At 37.6% G+C, this 17,744-nt stretch carries 13 protein-coding genes; 12 read left to right on the plus strand and 1 reads right to left on the minus strand.

Going from position 1 to position 17,744, the window contains the following annotated elements; translation table 11 throughout:
- The first annotated feature begins 320 nt into the window (after positions 1–320).
- The 11 genes from QE450_RS07655 to QE450_RS07705 all read left to right on the plus strand — a co-directional run bounded on the left by QE450_RS07655 (position 321) and on the right by QE450_RS07705 (position 15,085).
- Entirely contained in the window at positions 321–842 is a 522-nt protein-coding gene (locus QE450_RS07655; protein WP_273616098.1) for a general stress protein, read from the plus strand.
- A gap of 280 nt (positions 843–1,122) precedes the next feature.
- Positions 1,123–2,889, plus strand: a complete 1,767-nt coding sequence (treC, locus tag QE450_RS07660) for an alpha,alpha-phosphotrehalase (RefSeq protein ID WP_307298242.1) — start codon at positions 1,123–1,125, stop codon at positions 2,887–2,889.
- A gap of 120 nt (positions 2,890–3,009) precedes the next feature.
- Positions 3,010–5,031 carry a PTS system trehalose-specific EIIBC component gene (gene treP, locus QE450_RS07665; RefSeq protein ID WP_307298244.1) on the plus strand — a complete coding sequence of 674 codons (2,022 nt, stop codon included), beginning with the start codon at positions 3,010–3,012 and terminating at the stop codon, positions 5,029–5,031.
- A 91-nt stretch (positions 5,032–5,122) separates the two neighbouring features.
- Positions 5,123–5,851 carry a trehalose operon repressor gene (gene treR / locus QE450_RS07670; RefSeq protein ID WP_273616101.1) on the plus strand — a complete coding sequence of 243 codons (729 nt, stop codon included), beginning with the start codon at positions 5,123–5,125 and terminating at the stop codon, positions 5,849–5,851.
- A gap of 325 nt (positions 5,852–6,176) precedes the next feature.
- Positions 6,177–7,100 carry a PLP-dependent cysteine synthase family protein gene (locus QE450_RS07675; RefSeq protein ID WP_307298247.1) on the plus strand — a complete coding sequence of 308 codons (924 nt, stop codon included), beginning with the start codon at positions 6,177–6,179 and terminating at the stop codon, positions 7,098–7,100.
- A gap of 2 nt (positions 7,101–7,102) precedes the next feature.
- Positions 7,103–8,239, plus strand: coding sequence for a bifunctional cystathionine gamma-lyase/homocysteine desulfhydrase (locus tag QE450_RS07680; protein ID WP_307298250.1), 1,137 nt, complete (start codon positions 7,103–7,105; stop codon positions 8,237–8,239).
- 447 nt (positions 8,240–8,686) lie between these two features.
- Positions 8,687–9,466: a general stress protein gene (locus tag QE450_RS07685; RefSeq protein WP_373461959.1), complete on the plus strand. Its 780-nt coding sequence runs from the start codon at positions 8,687–8,689 to the stop codon at positions 9,464–9,466.
- A gap of 172 nt (positions 9,467–9,638) precedes the next feature.
- The gene (locus QE450_RS07690) at positions 9,639–10,298 is read left to right on the plus strand and encodes a general stress protein (protein WP_301263481.1); all 660 of its coding nucleotides are present in this window, start codon (positions 9,639–9,641) and stop codon (positions 10,296–10,298) included.
- A gap of 277 nt (positions 10,299–10,575) precedes the next feature.
- Positions 10,576–11,373 (plus strand): ABC transporter ATP-binding protein, encoded by a 798-nt coding sequence (locus QE450_RS07695; RefSeq protein ID WP_373461960.1) that lies wholly within the window; start codon positions 10,576–10,578, stop codon positions 11,371–11,373.
- Positions 11,373–12,887: an ABC transporter permease/substrate-binding protein gene (locus QE450_RS07700; protein WP_273616105.1), complete on the plus strand. Its 1,515-nt coding sequence runs from the start codon at positions 11,373–11,375 to the stop codon at positions 12,885–12,887. The genes QE450_RS07695 and QE450_RS07700 overlap by 1 nt, the downstream gene beginning before the upstream one ends.
- Positions 12,888–13,123: 236 nt before the next feature.
- Positions 13,124–15,085, plus strand: a complete 1,962-nt coding sequence (locus QE450_RS07705) for an ATP-dependent DNA helicase (RefSeq protein WP_307298254.1) — start codon at positions 13,124–13,126, stop codon at positions 15,083–15,085.
- Positions 15,086–15,297: 212 nt separating this feature from the next.
- Here QE450_RS07705 and QE450_RS07710 read toward each other — a convergent pair whose 3' ends face one another.
- The gene (locus QE450_RS07710) at positions 15,298–16,488 is read right to left on the minus strand and encodes a stalk domain-containing protein (protein ID WP_307298256.1); all 1,191 of its coding nucleotides are present in this window, start codon (positions 16,486–16,488) and stop codon (positions 15,298–15,300) included.
- Positions 16,489–16,711: 223 nt separating this feature from the next.
- On the opposite strand from QE450_RS07710, the gene QE450_RS07715 reads away from it, so the two are divergent.
- Entirely contained in the window at positions 16,712–17,374 is a 663-nt protein-coding gene (locus QE450_RS07715; protein ID WP_307298258.1) for a DL-endopeptidase inhibitor IseA family protein, read from the plus strand.
- The last annotated feature ends 370 nt before the right edge of the window (positions 17,375–17,744 follow it).

Consider the following 17,744-nt stretch of genomic DNA (forward strand, 5'->3'; position numbering starts at 1 on the left):
GCTTTATAGAACATAGAGAGTATCAATGTACTACTCAAAAAGATCAAGAAGTATGTAAAATTTGCTGTCATATAAGTAGTCATTTTAACAAAAAACATATAAATAAATGATTTTTCGATTTATAAAACGCTTACAAAATAAATATAAAATATCAATGTTAGTTGTATGCGTTTACATATGTGAGGTTAGTGAGGGGTAGAAGTGAAATGTTTAGTACAAGAGGGTTATGTTTAAAATATCCCCATACGTTCTTTCCATTAAATAGAAAGAAGTTCGTATTCTACATATTACAAATTCGCTTATTAAAGGATGATTATAAAATGGATCAAAACGATAAAGTGTTAGATAAAATTGTTGGTGTATTTGATAATGAAGCTCAAGTTAGTCGTACATTAGAAGATTTGAAAGCAGCAGGATTTACAGAGCAAGATATTTCGGTTATTGCTAAAGACCATGAAGAGATCGAACGAATAGAGCAAGAGACTGATATGGATACAGCAGAAGGCATGGCTTCCGGTGCAGCTACAGGTGGAGTGCTTGGTGGGGTCGCTGGTCTGCTAATTGGATTAGGAGCATTAACGATTCCGGGTATCGGGCCAATATTAGCAGCAGGGCCAATAGCGGCTACTTTTACAGGAGCGATTGTAGGAGCTGGTGCAGGCGGTCTTGCTGGTGGTCTAGTAGGATATGGTGTACCTGAAGAAGATGCACGCCATTATGATGAGCGTGTCAATGAGGGAGCAATACTGGTATTGGTTGATGAATCAACAGGACGTGGAGCTGAGATCTACAATATTTTCCGCAAAAATAACGCTTCTAATGCACAATATGATGAAATGTAATTTATAGATCATAAAAAATCGATCTGCAAGTAAAACACCAATGAATGATAGATAATTTGTAAATAGCCATCAGAAAACAATAAGGCAATTGTACAGGTGATTATACCGTACAATTGTCTTTTTTAATGCCTATTCAGCAAGTCTATACATAGCTACATTTTGCTAAAATAAATAGTCGTTGACAACTTGTATATACAAGAATATAATCCTGTATATACAAGTTAGATGTGAGCGATATTATAAACATTGATAGCAATCTGATTCAAGGAGAAATGTGAATATGAATGCTTTATCCACACAATCAGTCCAAATTACCCGACAAGACTGGTGGCGCAAATCGGTCGTGTATCAAGTCTATCCACAAAGTTTTAATGATACGACAGGCAAAGGAACAGGCGATATCAAAGGCGTTACTCAAAAGTTAGATTATCTAAAAGGACTAGGTGTTGAGATTGTCTGGTTACAACCTGTCTACTTATCCCCACAAAATGATAACGGTTACGACGTAGCCGATTACTACCGTATTCATCCTCAATATGGAACGATGGAAGATATGGAAGAATTGATCGCAGAGATTAAAGCACGTGATATGTATTTGATGACTGATATTGTAGTCAATCATTCTTCAACAGAACATTATTGGTTCCAGGAAGCTCGCAAATCCAAAGACAATCCGTATCGGCATTATTATATCTGGCGTGATCCTGCTCCAGACGGCGGTGTTCCTAACAACTGGCAGTCCAAATTTGGCGGCTCAGCATGGCAATATGATGATCATAGCGGACAGTACTTTTTGACATTATTTGATAAAACACAAGCTGATCTGAATTGGGAAAATCCTAAAGTTCGACAAGAAGTGATTGATTTGTTGACTTTTTGGGCAAATAAGGGTGTTAGCGGATTTCGGATGGATGTTATTAATTTGATCTCCAAAGATCAGAATTTCCCAACTGATACCGATGAAGGCGGTCTGGCTATTAGAGACGGTCGTAAATTTTATACTGATGGGCCGCGTGTACACGAGTATGTGAAAGAGTTGTATGAAAAAGTATTTGAACCTTATCAAGCGGTAACGGTAGGGGAAATGTCATCAACAACACTGGAGCATTGTATACGTTATTCCAATCCAGAGGAAAAAGAATTTTCGATGACATTCAATTTTCATCATTTGAAAGTAGATTATCCGAATGGTCAGAAATGGGAATTAATGCCGTATGATTTTGAAGCATTAAAATCATTATTGTCCCACTGGCAAGTAGGAATGCAGCAAGGAGGAGGATGGAACGCTTTATTTTTCAATAATCATGATCAACCGCGCGCATTATCACGTTTTCTAAATGATGATCAATACCGCGTAGAAAGTGCCAAATTATTAGCAACCACTTTGCATGGCTTACAAGGAACACCTTATATTTTTCAAGGTGAAGAAATCGGGATGCCTAATCCGCAGTGGTCAAGTATTGATGAATTTCGAGATATAGAGTCTACGAATATGTATCGCATTTTGCAAGAACAAGGCAAATCAGCCACAGAAGCATTAGATATTATTCGTGAACGTTCGCGTGATAATTCACGTACACCGATGCAATGGGATAGCAGCACTAATGCAGGATTTACAACAGGGACACCATGGATCAAAGTAGATGAACGTTATCCAGATATCAATGTACAGTCTCAGCTTCATGATCCGTTCTCCGTTTATCATCATTATCGTCAATTGATTACACTTCGCCAGCAAGTAGAAGTGCTCACCGATGGTACATATGAACGATTAGATCAGTCCCATCCTCAGATATTTGCTTATACACGTAGCAATACACATGAGCGTATTATTGTTATTTCTAATTTTAGTGCAGAACAAGCAGTATTTCATTTACCAGAGCAGATCACACAACAATACAGTTCAGCACACTTACATGCGGCTACTTTATTGATCGGTAATACAGTTACTACACCACATGTAAGTGAATCCATAACTTTAGAACCGTATGCGTCTTATATGTGGCTTCTGCATGAAGATCGTTCTGTATCCAATCGTTCTCAATAATTGATCCAAATAATCAATCATTAATCTATACAAATAAAGTATGAGTGGAGTAGAGCAGAATCAATCTGTTCTACTTTGCAAGTACATGAACATGCAGACATAGTGAAGGAGTGGGGTTAGGTGGCAGATATCGATAAAAAAAGTGTAGAGCAGATTATAGCCGCAGTCGGTGGCAAAGAAAATATAGAAGTAGCTACACACTGTGTAACACGATTACGATTTGCTTTGCATGATGATAGTCTGGTAGACAAAGATGCGTTGGATCAGAATGATCTGGTTAAAGGACAATTTTCGTCGCAAGGTCAGTATCAAGTAGTTATCGGTCCCGGACTTGTTGATAAAGTGTACAACGAAATGATAGCGATTACGGGCGGTAATCGTGCTTCCAAAGACGATGTAAAAAGTGCAGCTAGTAAAAAGCAAAATCCGATTCAACGAGCAATTAAAACACTGGCTGATATTTTTATTCCGATTTTGCCAGCGATCGTTACAGCAGGTTTATTATTAGGGATTAATAATATTTTGACAGGCGCAGGTATTTTCTTTGAAGGACAATCTTTAGTTGATGTATATCCACAATGGAAAGATTTTGCTTCTATTATAAATACGATAGCCAGTACAGCCTTTACGTTTCTTCCTGTATTGATCGGTTGGTCAGCCACCACCAGGTTTGGCGGTAGTCCTTTACTCGGGATTGTACTCGGTCTGATTCTAGTTCATCCAGATCTTATGAGTGCTTACAAATACGCAGATGCTGTCAATAGTGGCACTGTACCGGTATGGAATCTATTTGGCTGGGAAATCAACAAAATCGGTTATCAAGGACAAGTGTTACCTGTACTTGTATCCGCTTACGTATTATCACGTATTGAAATATTTTTAAATAAACGAATAGCTGATTCTTTTAAACTATTATTGTTAGCTCCTATTACGTTGCTAGTCACAGGTTTCCTTGCATTTACCGTTATCGGGCCGGTTACGTTTGCAATTGGTAATGTGATTACAAGTAGCTTTGTTTATGTATTTGATACCGTTCCTGCTCTAGGTGGTCTAATCTATGGTGGATTGTATGCATTGCTAGTTATTACAGGAATGCATCATACGTTCCTTGCAGTCGATGTACAATTGATCGGAACACAAGGCGGCACCTTCTTATGGCCAATGTTAGCTTTATCTAATATTGCTCAAGGTGCAGGCGCATTAGCTATGGTACTTATTTTGAAAGATCAAAAAAGTAAAGGTCTGGCGATTACATCGTCTGTATCCGCTTTTCTCGGTGTAACTGAACCGGCGATCTTCGGGGTTAATATTCGTTACAAATATCCTTTTGTATTCGGAATGATTGGTTCAGCTATCGCAGGGGTGTTGCTCACCATTAATCATGTATTGGCGTATTCGATAGGGGTCGGCGGTATTCCCGGATTCCTTTCTATCTTCCCAGATCAGTGGGGCGTATTCTTTATCGGTATGGCAATCGTATTGATTGTTCCATTTACACTGACATTGTTATACGGCAAAATTATGATCCGTCGTCAGCAAAATAACAGTTCTGCTGATGATACCAAAAATGTATCCAAAGCAACGACTCCAACAACGACCGAATCGGTTAAAGGTTCTGCTCATCAAGCGCTATCTGGTTCTCAATCGAATGCTACCAGTGATGCAGATGCAGTGGATGTGTTGGAAGTGTTAGCTCCTGTCACAGGAGAAGCGGTTATGTTGGAACAGGTACCTGATCCTGCTTTTGCTGAAAGACAAATGGGTCAAGGGATCGCTATCGAACCGACAGATGGCAAAATTGTTGCTCCATTTGCCGGAACGGTCGTGCATATTATGGCAAATAGTAAGCATGCTATGATTTTGGAACATGCGACTGGCGTACAGATTCTGATTCATGTAGGTATTGATACTGTAGGTCTCAAAGGCGAAGGATTTACAGTCCATGCGGAGACAGGAGATACAGTAGAAGCAGGTCAATTGTTATTAGAATTTGATCGTGATGTGATTCAGGCAGCAGGGTATCCGATCATTACACCTATTATTGTGCTAGACGGTCAAGATATGATTGAATCGATTGAAGAACTTCCGGGTACAGTCAATGACTTGAAGTATCAGGTTCTAAAAATTCATCTTAAACAATAAGCTTGATCTCGGTGACGTTGGTATCGTATGTAAAACAATTTGCTGATTTCAGATGATTCAAAAAGTGCTACAATAAATGTGGTGATGACAAGTGAATACTAATATTTTTCTACAAATTTATCATGATTATTCAGAACGTATTCAATCCGGTGAGATCGCTGCGGGTACCAAACTTCCTTCTGAAAATGATCTAACGAGAGAATATGGTATTTCTCGCGAAACAGTGCGCAAAGCACTTCAATTGCTTTCAGAGAATGGATTTATTCATAAGATCAAAGGCAAAGGTTCATTTGCACTTGATATTGGACGAATGAATTTTCCATTAAGTGGTCTGGTTAGCTTCAAAGAAATGTCTGAACGAATAGGACGCAAATCGCAAACGATTGTTTACAAAACAGAGCATATTCCTATACCTCATGCAGTAGCTCGTCATTTGGAAACAGATAAACATGCAACTGTATGGCAAGTGATTCGTGCTCGCAATATAGAAGGCGAAAAGGTTATTCTGGATAAAGACTATTTCCGCTCTGATATTGTCCCGTTGTTAACAACAGAAATTGCTAGCGGATCGATCTATGCTTATTTGGAACAAGAATTAAATTTGCAGATCAGTTATGCTAAAAAAGTAATTTCTGTAGAAGATGCAACCACTGAAGATTATGAATTGTTAGATTTAAAAGAGTACACTCATGTTGTTGTAGTACGCAACTATGTTCATTTAGAAGATACGACTCTTTTTCAGTATACCGAATCAAGGCATCGGTTAGACAAATTTCAATTTGTCGATTTTGCTAGACGTTCTCCTGGAGAAGAAAAGTAGATTTATCAATGAACAACAAAAGAAGTTAGTACAAAAAGGTCTGTCCTGTTCGCTGTTATTCAGTGAATAGTGATAGACCTTTTTGTGATCACATATGCTAAAAAAGGCGGAAGTATGGTTTTTCCCATTATGAGAATAAGTGCTGACTTGTTTGACTTTTAACCGTAATCTTACTACACTCAAAGTATAGATTGATAATTCCTACTTGTTTAATTGGTTTTTTTTTATTTTCTTATTTATTGACCAATGGTTTAAAATACAATATTTATTATGGTTATTCATCTAACAACACACAATGATTAGATCATCAAAGGAGCAAACTCGAATGGCTTTATATCGCAGTACTATGGATTTGATCGGAAATACACCACTGGTGGAAATCAATGCGTATGATTTACCAAGAGGTATTCGGTTATTTGCCAAGTTAGAATTTATGAATCCTGGAGGCAGTGTCAAAGATCGGGTAGGTAAAGCGTTACTTCACGATGCACTGGCTACCGGCAAAATCAAACCAGGTGGCACACTTGTGGAAGCGACAGCAGGAAATGCAGGGATAGGTCTAGCGATGGCGGCGATCCATGAAGATATTTCTGTTGTATTTGCTGTGCCAGAGAAATTCAGTATCGAAAAGCAGACCTTAATGAAAGCGTTAGGAGCTCGGATTGTGCATACTCCGACAGCGAAAGGAATGCGTGGTGCTATAGATAAAGCACGTGAACTGGTAGAAGAAATACCGGGTGCGTATTGTCCAGGGCAATTTACCAATCCAGATAACCCCAAAGCGTATTATCAAACGATGGGACCTGAGATATGGAAAGATCTTGAAGGAAAAGTGGATGTATTTGTCGCAGGGGCAGGCTCTGGTGGTACATTTATGGGCACAAGCCGTTATTTGAAAGAGCAAAATCCAAATATCAAAACTGTCATTGTAGAGCCAGAAGGTTCTATTATCAATGGCGGCGAATCGGGATCGCACAAAACCGAAGGAATCGGGATGGAGATGATTCCTGAATTTATGGATAAATCGTATTTCAATACAATTCATACGATCAGTGATGAAGATGCTTTTCACCGGGTCGCTGAATTGGCTCGTCTGGAAGGATTATTGATCGGAAGTTCAGCAGGTTCAGCGCTTCATGCTGCTCTTTTAGAAGTCGAAACAGCGCCAGATGGTGCTCATATCGTCACCATTTTCCCGGATAGTAGTGAACGTTATTTAAGCAAACAAATTTATGAAGGTGGTATTTAAATATGAAACGCAAAACAAAATTGATTCACGGCGGTATCTCTGGTGATCCTTATACAGGCGCAGTTAATGTACCTATTTATCAAGTAAGTACGTACAAGCAAGAAGAGATTGGCGTACACAAAGGATATGAATATTCTCGTACAGGCAATCCGACACGATTTGCATTGGAAGAATTGATTAAAGATTTGGAAGAAGGATATAAAGGATTTGCTTTTGGCTCAGGGATGGCGGCTATTCATGCCGTATTTACTATGTTCAATACAGGCGACCATATTTTGCTTACAGATGATGTCTATGGAGGTACATATCGTATCTTCACCAAAGTGTTAGCACGTCTGGGGATCGAGTCTACTTTTGTAGATACAACCGATCTTGAAGCTATTCGCCAAGCAATACAGCCGAACACCAAAGCTATCTATGTGGAAACGCCAACCAATCCTTTGCTTAAAGTTACAGATATTCGCGCTGTAGCCGATGTAGCCCATGAACATGATCTATTATTTGTCGTCGATAATACATTTGCTACCCCATACTGGCAAAATCCTATTCCATTAGGTGCAGATATTGTGCTTCACTCTGCAACCAAGTATTTGGGAGGGCATAGTGATCTGGTAGCAGGTTTAGTTGTAGTAAATAGTGAAAAGCTTGCTGAAGAGATCCATTTTATTCAAAATGCTGTCGGTGGAATTCTAGGGCCACAAGATGCATGGTTATTGATTCGTGGGATCAAGACATTAGGATTGCGTATGGAAGCAATAGAACGTAATGCACAAGAAATCGTAACCTTTTTAACCGAACATCCAGCAGTAGGCAAAGTCTACTATCCAGGTCTAGCTTCTCATCCACAACATGAATTATCCAAAAAGCAAACAACAGGTTTTGGTGGTATTATTTCATTTGATGTCGGTAGTGATGCCAAAGCAGCAGAATTACTCAAAAAGCTGACTTATTTCACATTAGCAGAAAGTCTAGGAGCTGTGGAAAGTCTTATTTCAGTACCTGCACGTATGACTCATGCTTCTATTCCAGCAGAACGAAGAGCAGAATTGGGCATTACACCAGGATTAGTACGTATTTCGGTAGGCATTGAAGATGGAGAAGATTTGATTGATGATCTTAAAAAAGGTTTAGATCAATAACTTCATATTATACAAACAAGCGATAAACTATCACTAAAAATGACAAAAATGAAATATTTATTTTTGTTGTAAACCAGTGTATAGACGATCGCTTGTTTTTTATTTTATATTTCTTTAGAAATCATCGTATGATCCTTAGAAAATGAATAAGATAGAGTATTACATATAACATTATAGAAATAATATTGTTTGGATAAAGAGAGTCAATAAAGATAAATGGTGATCAGAAGTAGTGATTATAACAGTGTAAATTAGAGGAAAAGCGCTACCATTAACCAAATGTTGGTTGGTTTAATCTTTTTTATACGGTTAATAACACTATAAGCAACAAACACATATAAAAAAAGTGCAGTTCAATTGTCTGCACAATTATTACTTACATGCAATCATTTATACATGATGCAACTTTTCAAAAAAGCGTACTTATCCTGAGGAGGATGAAGAAAAATGATGGACCATAACAATACAAACGAAATGAATAACGAACAAACAAATGACAAAGTTGTAGGAATGTTTGTAGAAGAACAACAAGCAACTCGTGCGATTGAACAATTAAAAGCCGAGGGTATTTCTACAGATCAAATCTCTGTTATTGCCAAAGACAAAAAAGATTTAAAACATATTAGTGAAGAAACAGGAACAAAAGCTCCTGAAGGGATTGCTACAGGTGCAACAGCAGGAGGATTGTTAGGTGGAACTGCCGGTCTTCTTGCAGGTCTGGGCATGATGGCGATTCCTGTATTTGGCCCGATTATGGCAGCAGGCCCAATCGTTGTCGCATTAACAGGAGCAGCAGTCGGTGCAGGTGCTGGCGGTCTAGTGGGCGGTCTGATTGGACTCGGTATTCCTGAAGATGAAGCAGCAGAATACGAGAACAATGTAAATGAAGGACAGATTTTGGTACTGGTAGACAAATCTGCGGGTTATCGCAATATGATTTATGATATTTTTCGCACTAATCATGCTTCTAACAGTCGATTCTATGATCGTAATGATGCAGCATCACCAACGATCCCAACAACAACGGCAACACCAGCAACAGATCATTTGAGTACACCTGTGGATCATACGGTATCGACAGATTCGATGAACAATGATCGTGCTAATATAAATGAAGATGAGCAAACAGCTATTTTACGTGAAGAAGCGCGTCTGGGACGTAGTAATGAAAATGTAGTTGATAAAGATGTTTCTTCTACGCCAACTAATCCATTACACCGCAATTAATCAATAGGACTTATCACATCATTATTTATGATTTATAAATTTACAAATAATGAAAATATTAGAATATAACCAAAAATAGCTGTTTTAAACACTTTTTTACGGTTAATCATATAGCAGAACGATAGAAACAGAACAATACAAATTTGCTTACAATCCAAGGAGGATAAACACTATGGAAACTCATAACACTAATGATTTAAATAACACTAACGAATTGAACAATGACAAATTGGTAGGCGTATTCCAAACAGAACAACAAGCTAGTCAAGCGATCGAAGACTTGAAAGCGTCTGGTATTAACAAAGACAATATTTCTGTTATTGCCAAAGACAAAAAAGATCTGAAGCATATCAGTGAAGAAACAGGAACAAAAGCACCTGAAGGCATTGCAACAGGAGCAGCGGCTGGTGGTACAATCGGTGGGGTAGCAGGATTGCTAGCAGGTATCGGTATGATGGCGATTCCAGTATTTGGTCCAATTATGGCAGCAGGTCCGATTGCAGTAACATTAGCAGGCGCAGCAGCCGGAGCTGCTGGTGGCGGATTAGTAGGTGGCCTTATCGGTCTCGGTATTCCTGAAGATCAAGCGAAAGAGTACGAAAACAATGTAAAAGAAGGTCAAATTCTTGTCTTGGTTGACGAGCATACAGGTCGCCAAGTAACAGTATATGATATCTTCCGCAAAAATCAGGCTTCCAATACAAAATATTATGATACAGATACAACAACTGCTACAACAGGAACAGGTATTGATAGTGTAAATGTTGATCCTGATTTGAATGATCGTAGAGTGGACAGCGAACGCGATCCATTGAACTTGCCTAGAAAATAAGTTGTTGATATAAAGACAACAAATTATAAACTTATGTGTAATTAAGGTGCTAAAAGGCTCTATAAGCTAATCACTTATAGAGCCTTTTTTTGTATTTAATTTTAAGTGTTCCATTGGATATAACTTGGGTAATAGTAAAAGAAGTGAAATATAGTTAATATTCCATTATTTTATTGTAAGAAATCTTTTCTTGTTCACACTCTATCGTACGTATTTATTTACAAATATCATTATACATAACTACATAGAGATGAGATTATAAATAGGAGGCATGTTCATGATTAAATTTGCACAAGTATCCAAACAGTATGAAGATGGAACGATTGCTGTACATCCGATGGATTTACATATTCAAAAAGGTGAATTTTTCGTATTGGTTGGGCCAAGTGGATGCGGTAAAACCACAACTCTCAAAATGATCAATCGATTAATAGAACCAAGCTCAGGATTTATTTCTATTAATGATCAACAAGTCAATGATGCTCCTGTACATGAATTGCGTCAAAGTATAGGATATGTGCTTCAACAGATCGCTTTATTTCCACATATGACGGTAGAAGAGAATATTGCTATCACTCCTGAATTATGTGGATGGGATCGAAAAAAAATAGATAAACGTGTCGATGAATTACTTCATATGGTAGGGCTTGATCCTAAAGTGTTCCGCACTCGTAAGCCGGATGAATTATCAGGCGGACAACAACAGCGTATCGGTGTACTGCGTGCGCTTGCTGCTGATCCACCTGTTATTTTAATGGATGAACCTTTCAGTGCACTTGATCCGCTAGCCAGAGAACGATTGCAAAACGATCTGTTAGAACTTCAAGTGACGATTCAGAAAACGATTGTATTTGTCACCCATGATATTCAAGAAGCGCTCAAGTTAGGAGATCGGATTGGTCTAATGCGTGAAGGGAAAATGATTCAAGTCGATACTCCAGAGCAGTTGTTACATCATCCTGCACATCCATTTGTAAGTGAATTTTTCAGCTCTGTACAAGGGGATTCCTACACATCGACTTCATCTTCGCTGCTCAAAAAAACATCTGTATCTAGCAAAGGAGACGCTGAATAATGAATAATATATGGGAAGTAATGATTCAGCGGCAAGATCAGTTATTACAAGCATTGACTCAACATATACTTATTTCTTTTGTAGCTTTGTTATGTGCTTTAATTATTGCTATTCCGTTAGGCATTTATATCGCACGTCATTTGAAAATATCTGAAGGGATATTAGGTATTGCCGCTGTATTACAGACGATTCCTTCGCTTGCTTTGCTCGGTTTATTGATTCCGTTATTAGGGATCGGGATTGTACCTGCAATTGTAGCGATTGTAATCTATGCGCTATTGCCGATTTTGCGTAATACATATACAGGTATCCGAAAAGTCGATCCTTCTTTATTAGAAGCGGCTGATGCGATGGGAATGACCCCGACAAAAAGATTATTTAAAGTCGAATTGCCTTTAGCGATGCCTGTCATTATGGCGGGTATTCGGACAGCGATGGTACTTATTATCGGGACGACTACATTAGCAGCTTTGATCGGTGCAGGTGGATTAGGGGATATTATATTGCTCGGTATTGACCGTAACGATACAGCTTTGCTTATCTTGGGTGCGGTACCTGCGGCATTGTTAGCGATTATCTTTGATGTTCTGCTACGTGTGATCGAAAAAAGATCATTCCGTCAATCTATTATCTGGTTATCAGCTACAGCATTGATCGTGATTGCGGTAAGTGTGATTCCGTTACTAAATAATACACAAAAAGATCTGGTGATTGCAGGTAAGCTTGGAGCAGAACCAGAAATTTTGATCAATATGTACAAAGAATTAATCGAACAAGATACCAATCTAACCGTTGAACTCAAGCCAGGAATGGGTAAAACACCATTTTTGTTTAACGCCCTAAAAAATAAAAATATCGATATTTATCCTGAGTTTACAGGTACAGCGTTAGCTGAATTTTTGAAAGAAGATGCTGTAAGTACAGATAGCAATCAAGTATACAATCAAGCGAAAGAAGGAATGGCCAAAAAGTTCAATATGGATATGTTATCTCCGATGGAATATAACAATACGTATACTTTAGCGGTTCCTGAGGCTTATGCACAGCAGAATAATTTAGAAAATATTTCAGATCTTCAAAATGTATCATCACAAGTCAAAGTAGGTTTTACACGCGAATTTGCTGATCGCAATGATGGATATGTAGGCATGACCAAGTTGTACGGATTTACATTTCCTAATTTGCAAACGATGGAACCGAAATTACGCTATAGTGCAATCGCGTCCGGTGATATTCAATTGATGGATGCTTATTCTACAGATAGTGAATTGCAACGATATAAGTTGAAAGTGCTCAAAGACGATAAAGGATTATTTCCACCTTATCAAGGTGCGCCATTGATGCGTGATGAGACATTGAAGCAATATCCTGAAGTGGCAGAAGCTTTAGATCATTTGTCCGGTCAGATTACAGATGATGAGATGCGCAAAATGAATTATCAAGTGGATGTTGAAGGGAAACCTGCATCCGAAGTAGCCAAAACGTTTTTACAGCAAAAAGGATTGTTGAAATAAAAAGAACTTGTACATTGTTTATTTTGTACTGCATTTTTGTACAACATCAATGTTAGATCAAAGCCGTACGATTTCAGTGGATTACAAATCATTGAATAGTACGGCTTTTTTTTGTATATTCATATCTATATCTTCAATTGTGAAAAATTTGTTCATAAACAGTTGTACCTTGTTGTTCACATTTGAGGTATAATGAAAGGATGCACTAAATCAGATCACTTGGAGGAATACACGGATTGAACACTTATCCATTTACATTTGATCCCGGACAACCATTTATTAAGCAGGCGAGTGATTGGATCGCGGATGTTTTTTATGATATTTTACCCGAAGCAGGTTTTGAGGTAAGAGACGAACAGATTTATATGGCTTTTCAATTGGAAAAAGCATACGCCGAAAAGAAAACTATTTTTGCAGAAGCGGGTGTAGGTACAGGGAAAACACTAGTCTACCTTTTATATGCTATTGCTTATGCTCGTTATACACGCAAGCCTGCTATTATCGCTTGTGCCGATGAGTCATTGATCGAACAGCTGGTCAAACCAGAAGGGGATATTAGCAAGCTTGCCAAGCATCTTAATCTGGTAGTAGATGCCCGTCTAGGGAAATCGCCGGATCAGTATATTTGCTTGAACAAATTGGATGTCGTGCGTGATGATGCAACAGAAAGTGATGTATATCGCGATATTTATGCCGGTTTGCCAGAGTTTGTACATTACCCGGATACAATGCAATCTTTTTATCCATATGGTAACCGCAAAGAGTATCCTGAATTGACCGATGGCGAATGGAATCGAATAGGTTGGGATGTATTTCAAGATTGTCTGGTATGCCCGCAACGTCATCGCTGTGGTCAGACATTATCGCGTGAACATTACCGTAAATCGTCTGATTTGATTATTTGTTCACATGACTTTTATATGGAGCATGTCTGGACATATGATGCTCGCAAACGGGAAGGGCAACTTCCTTTACTGCCTGATCACAGTTCAGTTGTATTTGATGAAGGTCATTTGCTAGAAACAGCAGCTCAAAATGCGTTAACACACAAGTTAAAACATTCTCTTTTTGAAAGTATTGTTGTGCGCTTGTTAGAAGGAGAAGTTCGTGAGACGTTAGCACTTGCAGTAGAAGAAGTGATTTTGGAAAGTGATATTTTGTTTGAGAAGTTAGCGAAGTACAGTCAGCCTGTACCTGCTTCGGATCGCAAAGAAATCAACTGGAACGAAGATCTGATGAACCAAGTGGGACGTGTCCAAGCACAGATTGCTGTGATTGAAGAAGAATTAGTATTTGAAAGTGCATTATTCACACTAGATGATTATCAGCTCAAAATTGTAGAAGAACATCTAGAAATGATTCAGATCGCATTGAACCTTTGTCGAAAACAAGATCAGTTGATCTCATGGGTCACAGGAGAAGAAGCGGATCTTACACTGGTGATTATGCCGAAAAAAGTAAAAGAAATTCTGAATGAGAAAGTATTTGCTAAAAAAATGCCTGTTATTTTCTCTTCAGCAACGTTATCAGTAGAAGGTTCATTTGATTATATTGCGCATAGTCTGGGAATCGATAAATATCTTGCCTTTTCAGTAGCTTCTCCTTACGATTACAAAGAACAAATGCAAGCGAATCTAATGCCTGTATTGCCAGGTGTGACGACTACATCAGGTGCTTCTTTGGGATTATTGGATCTCAATGCTGTCAATGTACAGTCTGAAAGAGTACTTGGATTGTTGGATCAATCGGGTGGGCGTGCTCTTATCTTATTCTCTTCTGTTGAAGAATTAGCTGCGTTCCGTCAAAGTACACAAAACTTTACAGGGTATGCTAAATATCGTATGTTATATGAAGGATATGCCGAGATCAGTCATTTGATCTCTGCTTTCCAACAAGATGAGACTAGCGTATTATGTGCAGTTACGTTATGGGAAGGGTTAGATATTCCAGGACCTTCGTTGTCCAATGTGATTGTCTGGTCATTACCGTTCCCTTCGAACGATCCATTATTTGCTTCACGCCGCGCGGAAGCAGTAAATGCTTTTGAAGAAGTCGATATGCCTTATATGTTACTTCGTCTCCGTCAAGGCATGGGACGCTTAATCCGTTCACGCGAAGATAGTGGAAGTGTATCCATCTTCGGTCGAGAGTTGGATCAACCGGATGTTCGTCAAGCGGTTGAGCAGTTGTTACCTTGATTTGGATGAAATATAAATAGTAATCAGAATTATTTTGTTAAGAAGTTAATAGTAGTAGTGTAATGACAGATCAAATATATAGATTATAGTACAGCAAAGGAATTGAATAGTCGCTTATTCAATTCCTTTTTGCTGTGCACATATAAGGATAGGATGTAGCTAGTTTTTACTTTATAACACTATGATCATTCAAAATAATATCTATTTTATAATCAATCTTTTATCGTATATACATACTTTTTCACTCCGCTTGTTGAATATCCGTGGTTTTCAAAAGTCAAAGCTCCGCTTTTATTTTCACCTGTAAACAAGAGATCATCTCCATGGTAGGGGACATCATTATCTTCACAATATTCTTGTTCTTCTTTATTCAATAACTCTTTATAGAGCAGAATGCTAGACTTATTTCGTAAATTAATTAATGTAAGAAGACCTGTATGATTAGGACGCACAATTAAATAATGATCACTGATTCCAACTACCGAGTAATTAGTTTTTATACCGGCTAAGGTAGCCAGGTTGCGAGTAGAAGTGATTTTACCTTCACTATCTAGAAATTCAAGTGTATCTTTATTAACAAGCACGGCATTGTCTTTGTATTGAAAAACATTGTCATCGTACCGTTGCCAGTAGTCGACATTCGCCTGACGAACAATCTTATCATCTTTAATAAAGGCTGTATAAAAATCATAATTAATACTCGGTTCACCATAATTATCTAACCATTCCACAACATGTCCACCTGTATTCACATCATAGACTTGAAGACGAGATACATTTTCTAGCTTATTGTTTAACTTTCCAGCAAGTACAGGTGTAGTAAAAGCAGAAGAAGAGAAATATAACTCATTATTTTGGTTATTGAACCAGATTGTAGCTGTTTTGCTATTTGCTTTAGCGAAAGTGATATCAGATTTGAAAGTAATTAACTTTTTCTTGCTGTTCCAATTCACCTGCTGACCGGAAGCTTCGGCGATCATACGTGCGGGTACATAAGTAATATTTTTAATCGTAACTATAGCTTGTGGGAGGTTTTTTACTTTTGTATTAACTTTAACCGTCCCTTTTTGTACATTCAATTCAGTTAAATATTTTGGATAAGTTAGTGTAATTGTATGTTGGGATGCATTCCAATACGTATGAATACCTACTTTTTGACTGATTTCGCGTAAAGGTAGATATACAGAACCTTTGATCATAACAGGGGGTGTTTGGAGATCTTGTGTAATGTTGTTCTCGTTGAGCATGACTTGAATCGTAGATTGAGTTATAGATGAAGTAGCTGCATAAGCAGTTGTTGATGGCTCGGTATACAAAGCAGACAGTGGAGTTGCAGAGAGAGCAGTAGAAAATAAAGCAATAGTAACTATTTTAGCAGTAGAACGAATCGTAGAGTATATCATTGTAAGAGCTCCTTTAGTAAATTAATATGTAAAATATAATATATGAACAATAGTATAGACGTGATCTAAAATAAAAGGTTGCATTTACTTTGAATGGTTAAAAATGGTTATATTTTGAGCGAAAGTGGTATATGTCTTATGGATATGTCATAATAAAGAGGTTACATAGTAACGATTACACTTATAAAATTTGAAGAAAGCACATTTGAGAGGAAATGAAATGATGAAAAAAGTAAATAAATTGGCAATCGGCACATGGGCACTTACCGCATTGGTAACGGCATCTTTATATTCAGCACCTTCTGTACAAGCAGCATCTGCAACTTCAACATTACCTGCGGCTAGTACATCCAAAGCGATGACATCTACAACAACGACTGCAACGACACCAGCAGTTTCCTATTATACAAAAGATGGCGTATGGACTGGAGTGAAAAAGTTAAACCACGATAGTGTAACTCCACTTATCGTTGAAGCTGAAAAAAGATACGTATACACTTCTACAGGCGGCAAAACATCTACAACTGATAGTACTTTTTCTTTAAATAACAAAACATATCGTTACTTATCTACAGATATCAATACGCATGCTAAATTATTAGCGTATTTGACAGAAACGTATACTAAACAAGCAAGTGAAGCTTATATTCAAAAATATGTAATCGAGAACAACGGCAAGCTGGCACAAGTGGTGTCGAATGAAGACAGCAAGTTAGAATTCAATCGTTCTACAGCTAAAATGATCAGCATGACAGATACCACTCGTGTATATCGCTTAACTGTTCCTTATGTTAAAGATGCACAACCTGTCGAGCGTATGCTTGTGAAGTTTGAATTAGTTGATGGTTTGTGGAAAATCAATACTTCGCCAAGTGCATTGTTTTAATATTTAGCAAAATGAATAAGATAAGTACAATAAAGAAATACTTTTTCTAAAGTAATTTATTACGTTTAGGAGAAGTATTTTCTTTTTTTATCACTATTAAAGAATAAAAATCAATTTATAATCATCAAGCTAATGAGTAATTATTGTAAAATACTTAACAAACTAACAATAATAATATCCTTTTTATTGTTAAATATATAATTCTTTTATAAATTTTACAGGATAAATATGTAAGATTATTACTTATAAAAGTATTTATAATGAGCATAATTATCACTAAATTATGAACAAATACAAAACAAAAAGCAGACCATATATATTAATGTGTCTGCTTTTTTAATAAGGACTATGTAAAAGGTATATCAATGTA

Source organism: Paenibacillus sp. SORGH_AS_0306 (assembly GCF_030819345.1).
In the GTDB taxonomy this organism is placed as follows: Bacteria; Bacillota; Bacilli; order Paenibacillales; family Paenibacillaceae; genus Saccharibacillus; species Saccharibacillus kyungheensis.

What these genes read in the sequence shown, in the direction of transcription:
- QE450_RS07690 (WP_301263481.1), top strand. Translation starts at nt 9,639, where the DNA reads ATGGAAACTCATAACACTAATGATTTAAATAACACTAACGAATTGAAC.
- QE450_RS07715 (WP_307298258.1), top strand. Translation starts at nt 16,712, where the DNA reads ATGAAAAAAGTAAATAAATTGGCAATCGGCACATGGGCACTTACCGCA.
- treC (WP_307298242.1), top strand. Translation starts at nt 1,123, where the DNA reads ATGAATGCTTTATCCACACAATCAGTCCAAATTACCCGACAAGACTGG.
- QE450_RS07675 (WP_307298247.1), top strand. Translation starts at nt 6,177, where the DNA reads ATGGCTTTATATCGCAGTACTATGGATTTGATCGGAAATACACCACTG.
- QE450_RS07710 (WP_307298256.1), bottom strand. Translation starts at nt 16,488, where the DNA reads ATGATATACTCTACGATTCGTTCTACTGCTAAAATAGTTACTATTGCT.
- QE450_RS07695 (WP_373461960.1), top strand. Translation starts at nt 10,576, where the DNA reads ATGATTAAATTTGCACAAGTATCCAAACAGTATGAAGATGGAACGATT.
- QE450_RS07655 (WP_273616098.1), top strand. Translation starts at nt 321, where the DNA reads ATGGATCAAAACGATAAAGTGTTAGATAAAATTGTTGGTGTATTTGAT.
- QE450_RS07685 (WP_373461959.1), top strand. Translation starts at nt 8,687, where the DNA reads ATGATGGACCATAACAATACAAACGAAATGAATAACGAACAAACAAAT.
- QE450_RS07680 (WP_307298250.1), top strand. Translation starts at nt 7,103, where the DNA reads ATGAAACGCAAAACAAAATTGATTCACGGCGGTATCTCTGGTGATCCT.
- QE450_RS07700 (WP_273616105.1), top strand. Translation starts at nt 11,373, where the DNA reads ATGAATAATATATGGGAAGTAATGATTCAGCGGCAAGATCAGTTATTA.